Below are 13,582 nucleotides of genomic sequence, written 5' to 3' on the forward strand. Positions count from 1 at the left end.
AAAATCATTCAACAAAAAAACCCTCACTCAAAAAGAGCAAAGTTGCAATCAGTGCCTTCACAATTAAAATTCATTATTTACTTAAAACCCTCAAGGTTTTGAAAGATTCAGACAAAAATTAATTTCTGAAATTCTTTAAAATTCTGTCTGCAGCTAACTTCCCTGTCAAAATTGACATAGGCACACCTGCAGGACTAAACACCCATTGTCCGGCTTGAAAGATTGAAGGTATTGGAGTCAATACTGAACGGTCGGAGAATTGCATTTTATGTACAACTGGAATGGGGTTTTCAAACGACCAACCTGTGATGGCACCTTCAGAACTACCCACCCTGTTTTTTATGCTTAATGGGGAAAATGAAAATTGCCCAATAACTTTTTGTTTTAGCATTGGATAAATTGAATCTGTAAGAACATTAATCATGCGATTTTCCAGTTCCGTTTTAAATTCCTTATACCAGCCATTTTTTTCTACCCTCTCAAACAAATTATACTCTGCAAGGAAACTGATAATCATACCGGTCTTCCCGGGAGGTACTAAATTGGGGTCTTTTAATCCTGGAATAGATATTTCATAGGTATTAAGCTTGGTAAATTTGTCTAACCATAACATGAGCTCTTCTCTTGTTATATTTTTCCAATTTTCAATCAAATTACTTAGTTCACCCCAATGTGTTTCTCCTAATCCCAATTTTGATGGCGTATAGAAAAAATGTCCATGGGCAATCTTTCTGAAACTCTCCAAAGGTTCATCTAATTCCAGATATAAACTAAAGACCGAATCTCCACCACGTGTTTTCTGCATTTGAGATTTCAGCTTTGAAAAATCATCTATAATTTTAAGAGGCAATCCTGCCGTATTCGTAATACCATAAAGTGTTTTGATATCTGCTGCCCAAATAAGACTTTCGTATCCATATGCCTCCCCATTCTCAACATTTACAGTGCACTCATCGGCAAGTATTTCAATAACTTTGTTTTCTGTTATTATTTCACCATTACATTCTCTTATTTTATTTTCAAGAGCTTTAGCCAGTTGTCCCACTCCCCCAACCGGATAGAAATAATCGAGATACAAGGAAAAATAACTAAGAGCAAAAAAAGTAGGTGTATTCTTAAAGAAATGCTGAGAAATAACATCAATAAGTGAAGGATTTGTTATAATTGTTTTAAGGTAGCCCTCAATTGGCATATTCATTCGGTTTATTTTTCCAACCGTAAAAATAAACTTGGGCAACCATGGTAGGAGCTGTCTAAAAAGGTAGGCTTTATCACGTTTCAAGTCTTTAAAAGCTGGGTTTTCAACTCCATACAAAACATCCATGTGTTTCATTATTTTTCGAATAACTTTTAAAAGCTTTATGATCTCAGCTTCATTTTCCGGAAATAATTTTATGAGCAGGTTTTTGTATTCGTGTAAACTATTTAAATCTTTGATGTTTAGTACTTCGTTTTCAATACCAATTGAAACCGGACTTTTCACCACCTCAAGTTCAATATCCAAATCTTTCAACATTGTGAAAATTATACCTGCGTCTTCCAACGCTCTCACGCCAGCTTCAAATTTAAAACCATTTCGTTGAAAAGTATTTACTAAGCCACCTAGTTCTTTATTTTTTTCAATAAGCAAAACTTTTTGCCCGGCACGCGCCAGATATACTGCAGAAGTTAATCCTGCAATGCCACCACCAACCACGATGCTATCGTATTTCTGTATACTCATTTTTGATTTTTAAAATTTAATTAAGTTGAGAACGTTGTTAAATTAATCAATATTAATTTTGCTCAGTTCCAGGCTTTTTACCCAAAGTTCTTTTGCTACTTCATAATCTAACGCCGGCGGTGCAGGCTCTTCTTCAGTCGTTAAGTTGAAAAATTTACCACTTATGTTTTCAAGGTCTTTTGAAACACCAAGATAATAAAGAGCTTCAGCAGAAATATCAGCCGATTTTAATGCTTTGTCGAAAAAATTTCGTTTAAACCATCGGTAAATGGGACCATTATCCTGCCCAGTCTCAGTTTTGACAGCTCCGGGATGCATCGCATTTATGATTAATCCAGAATCTTTGGTATGCTCCTTAAAAATTAGCATGGATAATAATTGGGCTAATTTAGCTGAGCCATAACTCTTCAGCCCAGAATATGATCTTCTGTCCCAGTTAAGATCATCTATTTTTAGTCCCCAGGCAGCAAACCTGTGTCCTTCAGAATTAACTAGGATGATTCTGGCATTTTCCTGAGCTTTGAGCTTTTTCATCAACACATAATTGATAATAAATGATGAAAGATGGTGAACGACAAATACCTTTTCAAGCCCATCAGAAGTCAGCTCTCTTTTTGTAAGATAAACCCCTGCATTATGAATGATGACATCAATCGGAGTTTCAAGTTCTAACAGTTCATTTGCAACCCGATGAATATCTTCCAGTTTGCTCAAATCCGCAATCTTGTAATCACATTTAACCCCAAATTTTTTTTCAGTTTCCCGATGTAAAGTCTCTGATTTCTCTTTATTTCGATTTATACATAGCAGGTTTGCACCATGAGCAGCATATTTTTGGGCTGTTACTTTCCCTATACCCGATGTGGCACCGGTTATTACAACAAGTTTACCCAAAAAATCCTCTGTGCAAATTTTAGGGGCTAAACGATTGTTTTTTATCATCGCATACACATTAGACCACTGATACTCTTTAAAGTATTTCCAGAATTTTTTGTTCTTCGTCATAAAATTAATCCTAAGATTAAATGTGTAGCTTGCCTCTATAAAATTCGGTGTTCCAAAAGGCATTTTTTGCCTAATCGTGAACAATTAAAGAAATATACCCAATGCAAAAGTATAAGTCTGATTGCGTAACGGCACAGGTTCGCCTCCTTCTGAAGATGGCATCATTAATGTATTCCATCCAATAGTTTGACGATAATCGAAAAAACATTTTTGATTAAATAGGTTAAACTCCATACCTAACCCATAAATAAAACTATAGTCAAAGGTGTCTAATCCATCAGTATTTCCAGACTCAGAAAAAGGCACCTGAACCTGGCCCATATCTATAACTCCATCTACGCTGTATTTTCCGCTGAGTAACATGGAAAGAGCAAATCCACTGCTTCCGAATATTTTAGCATTGCCAATGTTTACAAAGTTGTAACGAAAAATAATTGGGAGTTCAAAATAATTTATATTGTATTCTGAATAGGTACTTATTGGGGGTTGGGTCATTGTAACTTGTTGCCGTGAGCCCTTAGCTGTATAAAGAAATTCCTGTTGTACACTAAATACATCTGTAATTGGAAAGCTAAGAATAATTCCAGTGGTAAATCCATATCTTGCGTCGGAGTCAACATCATAAGGAATATTTGGTTGATTGATCCCATACTGTGTGGCAATATTCATACCAGCTTTAAATCCGAATTCTAGACCAGTTTGGGCAGTTGAAAATTTAGATAATAAAATAAAAAGAATAAATAATGCAAAGAGAGATTTTTTCATAATAGCTTATTTTAGTTCAGTTCATATTAATTTTAAAAAAATGTTTATTATTTTAATAATGGTTATTTAGCCAAATTTTTTCCTCATAAACCTTCTGTAAGCTTTTCCAAACCGAGGAATATTATCAAAAATATCTCCCCATAAATCATAATAATCTCTTTGTTCTGTAATCTTACCATCATCATTAATTGTCAATCGGCTGGAGCCGTACATTATTGAATTGGGGTATTTTTTGAATCCTATAGTCATTTCCCATTCGATGAATACCACACCTTTTTGCATAACGGCTTTCACAATTTTCATCTTAAGATCTTTTGATCGGGTTGCCAGACGTTCAGTCATGGCTTTGAAATCATTCATTCCATGCAGTTCTTGTATTGAATCTCTGAAATAAATATTTTCATCATAGAAAGGAAGTATGTGCGACCAGTCAGGTTTACCTTCAGTATTATAGGTTTGAGACCATAATTCTCTTATAGTCTCAATGCATGTAATTTTTTTGTCTATAATATCTTGTTCTACTGATCCCATTTTATCATTTATTTATTAAGACACCTACTTCTTCAAATATTGAGGATTACAAACCATTGTCGTGTCTTTATTTAACTCGAATATCATTTTATGCTGTGATGGACCAAAGTTTACTTTTGCGTTATTTGAGAATCCAAAACCTTCTTTGGGAATTCCAATCCAATTGATGTCTATTTCCTTATTGTCGTTCTCATCATGAAAATATTTGAAAACATATTTAGCAGGGCTTAAACCTTCTATTGAAATAATGCAGCGATTGTTTACAATTTCTTGTGAAATTCCTTTTATTGTGTTCTTGTTTTCATCTTGCAATTCAAGTAAGACTTTTCCTTTGCTGTTTTTTAGATTATTAATTTCAATATTTAAAGTAATATTTTCTTGAAATGAAATGGATATGATTGATAGAATAATAAGTAATAGTCTTGTTAGCATAATTAAACAATCCTTTAAATGGATATTAATATTTATTAAAGATATTAAATATTTTTTTAAAAAATAAAATTCTTAATATAGTTCTATTAGTTTCAGTATATGGGTTGTTTATTGAGGAAACTCTTGTGGTATATTAGTTATCGTTTTGTCACAAAGGCCTAACAATCTCAAATAGCTTAGATAAAATATTGATAGCAGTTGAATTACTAATCCATTAAATAGTTGACTACATCATTTAATAATATAGTACGTTCAATTATCGGAAAAATCATCCAATCATGCTGCATAGCTTCATATTCTTTGTACAACAATGCAGTATTAGATTCTTCAATCTTAATTTTCAGCCTTCGACAATCAGGAAGAAGTATTTCGTGCGTACCTACAAATATTCCAATATTGTTTAGATTCCCCATATCTCCATATAGTGGAGAAACTATTGGATCCTTTAAATCTAAATCACCTGCAAAATTATACGAACAGATTATCAACGACTTTGGGTCAAGTAGTAAATCCTTCTTTTCTAATTCCAATATTTTGGGATTACTCAATGATATGTCTACCCAGGGAGAAAGAAGAACAATCTTTACAGGCATTTTTATAAAACTTTTATTGCGAAGCGTTTGTGCGAAAGACAAACAAAATCCACCACCTGCAGAGTCTCCAACAAAATAGAAATTGTCATTTGGATAAAATTCATTTAATTTGATATATGCCTGAAATACCATTTCATGTGACTCTTTGTAATTATATTCCGGGGTAAGCGGATAATCAATAAAACTCAACTTAAACGAGGATTTTTGAACTAAGTGTTCCATAAATCTCCAATGACCTGATTGTGCTTCAACGGTATACGCTCCTCCATGGAGGAAGACAATATGTCCACTAACAGACTCGTCCTTGGGCTTAAAAGTTACTACATCTCGATTTTTTACTAGGAAATGATCAGTTAAAAATTTCCTTCTTAACCTTTTTGGATATTTAAATCCATTTGACCTTGCCGGTTTCAGTAGTACTCCCGTAACCATCTTTTTTGCGTTAAATAGCTTTAGTATGAAATGAAGTAATTCAGCAGGTACATTCATGTATAAGGTTTTATTTACTGCCAATCTATTCGGGAAATCAATTCATATAATCTGTGAGTCATTATAGGAATTGATCCATTATTCTCAAAAGGTAAAAATATTATTTCATATGCTTGTTATCTCCAACTAACTCCCAATGGCATAAAGACATTGGAATACATCCCATGCTATTCAGACGATCAAAAAAATCACGTAATTGAAATTCTTTACCTTCTGATTCAAGTTTCTTAGCATAATCTTTCATAGCATCTTCTAGCAAATATTTACCACTTATGTAGCTGGTGCCATAGCCCGGTTGGCGCATATAAAGATGTTGTTCAAACACCTGGAATTCCTTAACTGTTTTCATCCAGCCACGGGGCGTATAATCTGAGTGGATACTGCCGGCTTTAGCCATAGTCATTTCATTAGCCTGAGCATACAGAGAACCTAAGGCCCGTGCTGCCCTTTGAGCAATAAGAATGTATACTATCTCACGCGTACGCGGGGAATCATTATAAAATCCGGCTTGCATGAACATCTCCTCTACCCCGGTTGCAATACCTTCGTTTCTGGAATCAAAAATATTATAGAGTAAAGCCCCTCTGCGTATGATATTTGAGTGAGGATTTCTGTCCATGCGTGCCAACTCCAGCCAATGGTAAAAGTGTGAATACAATGGGCGGGGGTCATGGTGTGCTGTGATCCAGAAAAAATGTCTCTTTTCTTTAGGATAGAATTGCCCCATATGCGCCCTGAAAACCGGTTCAAAATAGTCTTCGATGGTAAGGATATCTTCATCCTTAAGAAACCTCATCATGCTTTGAACCGATCGCTCTGCCAATGCATCATATTCCATCGGACTTTCGGCAGAAACTATTTCTTCCAGCGCTCTGTTACGGTGCTCTTCAAGCTTTAGAAAACTCCATGCCCTGGCAAGTTCTGTTTTCATTAACATAACCTCATCCTCCCAGCTCATGGGTACTAAATGGACATTTTCTAAATACCAAGTATAATTTTCCTTTCCGATACCTGAGGGTCCGTTTTTCAAATCAGCTTCTTTATTAAGCCAATCAACAAAGGCATCTGTTGATCGTATGGCTTTTTGGATGGTCGACTTCAGCTCTTCATCATCCATAACACCGGGCTTCTCAAATATACTTTTAAGATCGTTTGATTGAGTTTCAATATCTCTTATACCTACCTTAAACAATTCCTTAGCATTACCTGCTTTCAAATTGATCATAGCCTGCTCATTCAATGGTGGAATGATCTTCAGATCTTCTATTAACCTAATTCTTTCTTTGGCAGATAAAGGGAAATTATAGGTCCACAATTCAGTTAGAGCATGATGAGTAGGCCCCTCATGTGCCGGCACATCACTGCGCTCTGTCCAGACGGATTTGTAAAAAGCCGGATCCCTTTCCCAGGGTCGCAAAACCCGTGTATTAAAATCATAACCGTTCATTTCTGCCCATATAATATACCAATCTACCTTTTGTTCAATGGTCCATTGGGTTGTATCAAATTGCATCAGTTTGTTTTGCAATGTTTCAAATTCAGCCTTCCTTTCTGAAAAGCCCTGCATGGTGTAATCGGGTGCCCCATCCTTTAATGGCGGACTTTCAAATTCACGCCATTCGAGAAATAAGTCTGTTAATTTCTCGTATGATAAACCCGTGTTTTGAGGAGAGTTATTATCAACTGATTGGCAGCTAATCAAAAAGGATGATACAAGAATGACAAATAATAAAGGAGTGCGCTTCATGGTCTAATATTTAATGAAACTAATATAACAAAAATTGTATTTACTCAAAGTGCGCATGAAAATTACTATTAAGGAATATGACATCCGATTTAAGCGCATAATAATAGGGTGACAAGAGAAAGAAGACGATAGATACACCAGCCTTACTAAATATTACACAATTCAGAATTAAAACAAATACTGAATCAAACTATCACTTGTTAACTCACAATATGTCCGGGAACTGTACAATACATGTAAGTTTTGGTTGTAAATTCAAAAACTACAACACATGTCCGCTTAAGTTCAATGTTTTTATAATTTTTGACTAGTAAGGGTTTGGGGAGGTCACAAAAAAAACGAGAAGTCAAAAAATGACCTCTCGTCTCTCTGGGTACCCCCAACCTGCCTGCGGCAGGCAGGCGGTCAAAAGTTGCAACCATTTATGTAATATTTTTTTAAAAAGTACTTTGACCTCTAACCTAATTTTTAAATTTATTGGAAACGATCTCAAAGAGTAGCTCCAGTTAAGTCTACTTTTGGCAGTATTTTTTAAATAGTCAAATTATCAAATAGACAGATAGTCTAATTCTTAATACAACGAACAGACAACCCCACCTCCTTATATTCGTATGCTCTGTATACATTACTAAGATTGAAGCCCATGCTGCGTATCCAGGCATAATTGGCACTGTATTCGTTAGCACTCCACCAGAAACCGAAGTTGCCAATATTGCCTGATATACCACCAGCATCACGGTTTCCACCCGGAAGGGCTGTAAAGCCTGTTTCGTTGGTGGCAGTCTCATTTGCGGTTCTCCAATGTGTATTGCCTATTTCTTTTAATTTATCTCCCGCATCCAATTCGCCTCCTAAATAATCTGTTAGTTGTAACCATTCGGCATCTGTAGGTACATGCCAACCAGTGGGAGCCAGTTTTCCAGTATTTACGGTGTACCAGTTGTACAATGCCCCATAAGTGGCCTTGTTGTCAATATTATTTTCGTACCAACAATAACCGGGAGTCGAAAGCCCAGACCATGTTATGAAATCGGTAACGTTTGGAATATCGGTACCATCGTTGTATTTGGTGGTTTTTAGGTTTTCGACCATCCATGTTTGGGAGCCAATTGTTACTGTATTGTAGGTGTTGCCGTCAATGTCGGTTACTGTCCCTGTTTCTCCTATTGGGTCATCGTCTTTCTTACAACCATTTGTAAGCATTACTGTTAGTCCCATTAATATTAATGAATAAATCAAAATATTACTGTTTTTTTTCATAATGAATTATTCTAAATACGTTTATATTAATCCAAAGATAATGAATTTAAATAAAAAGTAAAGATTGGATACAGGTAATACCCAATCTATCAGACTCTAGTATCTAGTAATTGTAACGCCTTAATAATTGCTAGCATTTGTGTATGTATTTGAACGATAAAGATAGGTAATCAACTAGGGTTGAGTGAATTAATTATTCAAACGTAAAGAACAATAAAATAAACGTTATATTTTCAAATTAAACGCTCTATTTAAATAATATAAGATTAACAAGTTCACTAGATATATTAAGTCAGATAGCGTTTGACCGAATTGGACAAGAAACAAATAGTTGAAATACAGAGAGAAATGAACGTTGTTTGAACTGGTTGACTAATGGCTGACTAAAATAAAAAATCGTAAACAATTAGATACTAACTATTTACGGCTAACAACGTACCCCCAACAATCAAAAGTTGCAACCTGTTAAGTGTGATTTTTGATTTAAAAAGAGCATGTCAAACTCTAATTCTAAATGGCCGAAGTTCGGGTAAGCCATAATAATACCGATTTGCTTTTCAATAAAAATAGCAAAAGTACCTTAGTATCAAGGTCACACTCCAAAACACAACATAGTACTATTGTAAGATATTGCTATATGTTTAAATATGTGTGATTTATGTAATTTTTTTAAGTAATTGTGTAAGGTTTGTTAGAGTTTACAAACTTACCTTTATTATGCGAAAATCTCATAGCGACTGAAAACTATCAATATCTACTAAATGTAATTGATTTTCAATTGCATACAACTTAATCGAAATATATTATGAGCAAAAGAGAGAAATTGGGTGAATTAATCACTGATAACAAGGATCTTGCCATTCAAAACATATATTAAGAACGAGCTTCCTATGCTGGAAAACCTAGTGGAATATTACAGGAAGTCCGATGGTGCGACCAAAAAGAGGTTACTTGGTTGCATCTTTTCTGAAAAAATCGTTTTTGAGAATGGAAAAGATGCAACCAGTAATTTCACCGAACCAGTTCAACTGATTATGAGTATTAGTAAGGGTTTGGGGAGGTCACAAAAAAAACAGGAAGTCAAAAATGACCTCCTGTCTCTCTGGGTACCCGGGGCGGGACTTGAACCCGCACGAGCGCAATGCTCATTGGATTTTAAGTCCAACGTGTCTACCAATTCCACCACCTGGGCGATTGATTTCAATTAATCAATACCTTTTTGAACGTATTTATTGCCTTCTGTCCACCTCCCGATTCATAAAAACGATGCTTTTATTCTCGGGATGCTCAAAAAACTACAAAATCCAACCTGCCTGTTGGCAGACAGGGATTTTTTGTTTTTTGGCAAATTCCACCACCTGGCAAACTTTCAAAGAAAATCCCGATCGCATCGGGACTCCTGAGCGAAAGACGGGATTCGAACCCGCGACCCCGACCTTGGCAAGGTCGTGCTCTACCAGCTGAGCTACTTTCGCGTTTTTTAAACGGAGTGCAAATATAAACAATTTTGATAAATTGCAATATTTTTTATCGGATTTTTTCCGTCCACTCCCCTGCTATTCTCCCAGTAATTTCTTTATTTCATTCAGTTTCATCAAGGCTTCTACAGGAGTCAAGGTATTGATATTTGTTTTTAAAATATCATCCTTGATTTGATACAATAATGGATCGTCAAGTTGTATGAAACTCAACTGAAAATCATCGGATGTTTTCGACTTTCCTTTTATTTTCCTTGTCTTTTGACTTAAAACATCATTTGAGTGCGATTTCTCCAATTGCTCCAAAAGCTGATCGGCTCTTTCAAGCACTGCAGCAGGCATCCCCGCCATTCGTGCCACATGTATCCCAAAACTATGTTCACTTCCACCCTCTTTCATTTTTCGAATAAACAATACCTGATTTCCTATTTCTTTGATCGAAATATGAAAGTTTTTTATGCGTTTAAAACTTTTGGCCATTTCGTTCAGCTCATGATAATGGGTTGCAAATAAGATTTTTGCTTTAAAAAGTGGATGCTCGTGCAAATATTCGGCAATGGCCCATGCGATCGAAATGCCATCATAAGTACTGGTTCCACGACCGATTTCGTCCAGCAGTATCAAGCTTCTGTTCGAAATATTATTCAGAATGCTCGCGGTTTCATTCATCTCTACCATGAAAGTAGATTCACCCGAGGAGATATTATCGGAAGCACCGACCCGCGTAAATAACTTGTCGATCAATCCCAGTTTTGCTTTGCCGGCAGGAACAAAACTTCCCATCTGAGCCATCAAAACAATTAAAGCGGTTTGGCGAAGTAAAGCCGATTTGCCCGACATATTAGGTCCGGTGAGGATAATGATTTGTTGCGATTCATTGTCCAGATAAACATCATTTGCAATGTACTCTTCACCAATGGGCAATTGTTTTTCGATAACAGGATGACGTCCATCTTTAATATCCAGAATATATGAATCATTAATTTCAGGACGAACATAATGATTGGCCTCGGCAATATTTGCAAATGAAAGTAAGCAATCCAATTTTGCGATTACAGCTGCATCAAGCTGAATGGGTTGAATATAATCAATCAGGGAAGAAACCAATTCGGTATATAGCTGATGTTCAAGTTCGGCAATTTTCCCCTCGGCCCCTAAAATTTTTTCTTCATATTCTTTTAATTCTTCTGTGATATAACGTTCAGAACCTGTCAGCGTTTGTTTCCTGTTCCACTCTGGCGGTACTTTATCTTTATGGGCATTGGTAACTTCCAGATAATACCCGAAAACATTATTAAAGCCAATTTTTAATGATGAAATTCCGGTTTTTTGTAATTCACGTTCCTGAATTTTAGCCAGATAATCTTTACCCGAAAATGCAAGATTTCTGAGTTTATCCAGTTCTTCAGAAATCCCGTCAGCAATCACATGGCCCTTGCTAAGCAAAGCCGGGCACTCAGGATTAATCTCACTTTCTATACGTTCCCGAATTATTTTACAAGGATTTAATTGATCTGATAATACTTGCAATGATTTTAGCTCCTGCTTAAAACAAAGGTCCTTCACTTCATGTACTGCGGATAAAGCATTTTTAAGTTGCAGTAATTCTCTGGGATGTATTTTTGCCACCGCCACTTTTGAAATCAACCGCTCCAGATCATTAATTGCTTTCAGGTGAATAGATAATTGCTGACTAAATTCTTTATCCTTGATCAAAAATCCTACAATTTCATAACGCTCTTCGATCGGGTGTTTATCTTTAAGCGGAAGCGCAAGCCAACGTTTAAGCATCCGAGAGCCCATGGGTGTCAAGGTCTGATCCAATACATCAATCAAAGTTGCTGCTCCGTCATAAGGCGAAAAAAACAACTCTAAATTCCGAATGGTAAACTTATCGAGCCATACGAACTTTTCTTCTTCAATACGCGATACTTTGCTGATATGGCCAACCTTATCGTGATGGGTTTCCGCCAGATAATGCATGGCTGCACCGGCTGCTATGACTGCATTTTTCAAATCCTCAATTCCGAATCCCTTTAACGAATTTGTCCCAAAATGCCCTCTTAAAAGTTCATATGAAAAATCGAGGGTAAATACCCAATCATCAAACGTATTGATATAAAATTTATCGCCGAACAACTCTGTAAACTTCTCCCGTTTATTTCTTTGGATGATGACTTCACTGGGTTTGAAACTTTGAAGCAATTTATCCATGTACTCATATGATCCTTGCGCTACCAAAAATTCACCGGTCGAAATATCCAGAAATGAGATTCCGGAATTCTTCGCATCTAAATGTAAGCTTGCCAGAAAATTATTTTCATTACGTTCCAGAATCTTATCATTGTATGAAACACCCGGGGTTACTAATTCCGTAACACCACGCTTCACAATTGTTTTGGTCAATTTAGGATCTTCCAACTGATCACAAATCGCAACTCTGTGGCCCGCCCTGACCAGCTTGGGTAAATAGGTATCGATGGAGTGGTGTGGAAAACCTGCAAGCTCAATATAAGTCGCCTTTCCATTGGCACGTCTGGTCAAAACAATGCCCAAAATAGCAGCAGCCTTGATGGCATCTTCTCCAAATGTTTCATAAAAATCACCAACCCTGAAAAGCAATAAAGCATCCGGATACTTTGCTTTAATGGCATTGTATTGCTTCATTAATGGAGTTTCCGCTATTTCTTTTTTATCTGTCAAAATGTTTTACTCTTGTTAAAACAAACGAACATAAATTATATTCATAATAATATTCACAAACTTATGAAAATAATTCATGAGAGTTCCCTCTGAAGATTTTGAATTTGTAAATAATGTCCAAAATTTAAAATCTTCAGAGGAAAGTTAAAATTGATTTTTGATTAGTTAATCCCTTTATTAAAATTTACTTGTAATTTTACTTCTTCTAAAATCAATCAAATGCGTAAAGTTTTAAGCAGTGAATTAAATCGGCTAAGCATTGAAGAATTTAAAACAAGCAATAAAATTCCCCTCATTGTTGTTTTGGATGATATCCGAAGCTTGATGAATATTGGTTCTGTGTTTCGTACTTCGGATGCTTATCTAGTTCAGCAAATTCATTTGTGCGGCATTACTGCTACGCCTCCTCATCGCGAAATCCAGAAAACTGCCTTAGGAGCAACAGAGTCGGTTGATTGGGTTTATTTCAAAGATATTACTGAATCGGTTATTTTGTTGAAAAACCAAGGATTTACGATCTATGCCATTGAACAAGCCGATGATAGTATTTTGCTTGAAGATCTTAAAATTGACGCTTCAGATAAAATTGCGGTGATTTTTGGGAATGAGATCAAAGGAGTATCCGATTCTATTTTAAACGACATCCATGGTTGCATCGAACTGCCCCAATTTGGCACGAAACACTCATTAAACATCTCGGTTTGCGCCGGAATTGTTATTTACAATCTGTTTAATAAACTTCATTTCAATCCAAGAAATCAAGCCTAAATCGCATTATTGACAATTTATAAAGGTAACACTATATCGTTCCTTTAAATGTATTTCGAATCCATACATATAAAAATTGACACAATAA

At 35.8% G+C, this 13,582-nt stretch carries 10 protein-coding genes and 2 tRNA genes; 1 reads left to right on the forward strand and 11 read right to left on the reverse strand.

The features are described 5' to 3' along the window. Nucleotides 1-118: 118 nt before the first annotated feature. From KKG99_11705 to mutS, 11 genes are all read right to left on the reverse strand, one after another. Nucleotides 119-1,723: an NAD(P)/FAD-dependent oxidoreductase gene (locus tag KKG99_11705; protein ID MBU1013664.1), complete on the reverse strand. Its 1,605-nt coding sequence runs from the start codon at nt 1,721-1,723 to the stop codon at nt 119-121. 42 nt (nt 1,724-1,765) lie between these two features. Next, nucleotides 1,766-2,728, reverse strand: a complete 963-nt coding sequence (locus KKG99_11710; GenBank protein ID MBU1013665.1) for an SDR family NAD(P)-dependent oxidoreductase — start codon at nt 2,726-2,728, stop codon at nt 1,766-1,768. Nucleotides 2,729-2,812: 84 nt separating this feature from the next. Further along, complete coding sequence (locus KKG99_11715; GenBank protein MBU1013666.1) at nt 2,813-3,493, reverse strand: PorT family protein; 681 nt, start codon at nt 3,491-3,493, stop codon at nt 2,813-2,815. 66 nt (nt 3,494-3,559) lie between these two features. After that, complete coding sequence (locus KKG99_11720) at nt 3,560-4,024, reverse strand: nuclear transport factor 2 family protein (protein MBU1013667.1); 465 nt, start codon at nt 4,022-4,024, stop codon at nt 3,560-3,562. Nucleotides 4,025-4,048: 24 nt separating this feature from the next. Further along, entirely contained in the window at nt 4,049-4,456 is a 408-nt protein-coding gene (locus KKG99_11725; GenBank protein ID MBU1013668.1) for a DUF2141 domain-containing protein, read from the reverse strand. 206 nt (nt 4,457-4,662) lie between these two features. After that, nucleotides 4,663-5,538, reverse strand: a complete 876-nt coding sequence (locus KKG99_11730) for an alpha/beta hydrolase (protein MBU1013669.1) — start codon at nt 5,536-5,538, stop codon at nt 4,663-4,665. Between the two features lie 100 nt (nt 5,539-5,638). Continuing rightward, nucleotides 5,639-7,285, reverse strand: a complete 1,647-nt coding sequence (locus KKG99_11735) for a DUF885 domain-containing protein (protein ID MBU1013670.1) — start codon at nt 7,283-7,285, stop codon at nt 5,639-5,641. A gap of 564 nt (nt 7,286-7,849) precedes the next feature. Further along, complete coding sequence (locus KKG99_11740; protein ID MBU1013671.1) at nt 7,850-8,545, reverse strand: fibrobacter succinogenes major paralogous domain-containing protein; 696 nt, start codon at nt 8,543-8,545, stop codon at nt 7,850-7,852. 1,107 nt (nt 8,546-9,652) lie between these two features. Then, a tRNA-Leu gene (locus tag KKG99_11745) sits at nt 9,653-9,737 on the reverse strand. A gap of 210 nt (nt 9,738-9,947) precedes the next feature. Then, nucleotides 9,948-10,020, reverse strand: a tRNA-Gly gene (locus KKG99_11750). Nucleotides 10,021-10,101: 81 nt separating this feature from the next. Further along, nucleotides 10,102-12,690, reverse strand: a complete 2,589-nt coding sequence (gene mutS / locus KKG99_11755) for a DNA mismatch repair protein MutS (GenBank protein ID MBU1013672.1) — start codon at nt 12,688-12,690, stop codon at nt 10,102-10,104. A 255-nt stretch (nt 12,691-12,945) separates the two neighbouring features. Between mutS and KKG99_11760 the strand changes: the two genes are divergently transcribed. Then, nucleotides 12,946-13,494: an RNA methyltransferase gene (locus tag KKG99_11760; protein ID MBU1013673.1), complete on the forward strand. Its 549-nt coding sequence runs from the start codon at nt 12,946-12,948 to the stop codon at nt 13,492-13,494. Nucleotides 13,495-13,582: the final 88 nt, after the last annotated feature.

It is taken from the genome of Bacteroidota bacterium (genome assembly GCA_018816945.1).
In the GTDB taxonomy this organism is placed as follows: Bacteria; Bacteroidota; Bacteroidia; order Bacteroidales.

Bases quoted from the DNA above. Each gene is read 5' to 3' on its own strand.
- KKG99_11705 (MBU1013664.1), bottom strand. From the start codon at position 1,723: ATGAGTATACAGAAATACGATAGCATCGTGGTTGGTGGTGGCATTGCA.
- KKG99_11710 (MBU1013665.1), bottom strand. From the start codon at position 2,728: ATGACGAAGAACAAAAAATTCTGGAAATACTTTAAAGAGTATCAGTGG.
- KKG99_11715 (MBU1013666.1), bottom strand. From the start codon at position 3,493: ATGAAAAAATCTCTCTTTGCATTATTTATTCTTTTTATTTTATTATCT.
- KKG99_11720 (MBU1013667.1), bottom strand. From the start codon at position 4,024: ATGGGATCAGTAGAACAAGATATTATAGACAAAAAAATTACATGCATT.
- KKG99_11725 (MBU1013668.1), bottom strand. From the start codon at position 4,456: ATGCTAACAAGACTATTACTTATTATTCTATCAATCATATCCATTTCA.
- KKG99_11730 (MBU1013669.1), bottom strand. From the start codon at position 5,538: ATGAATGTACCTGCTGAATTACTTCATTTCATACTAAAGCTATTTAAC.
- KKG99_11735 (MBU1013670.1), bottom strand. From the start codon at position 7,285: ATGAAGCGCACTCCTTTATTATTTGTCATTCTTGTATCATCCTTTTTG.
- KKG99_11740 (MBU1013671.1), bottom strand. From the start codon at position 8,545: ATGAAAAAAAACAGTAATATTTTGATTTATTCATTAATATTAATGGGA.
- mutS (MBU1013672.1), bottom strand. From the start codon at position 12,690: ATGAAGCAATACAATGCCATTAAAGCAAAGTATCCGGATGCTTTATTG.
- KKG99_11760 (MBU1013673.1), top strand. From the start codon at position 12,946: ATGCGTAAAGTTTTAAGCAGTGAATTAAATCGGCTAAGCATTGAAGAA.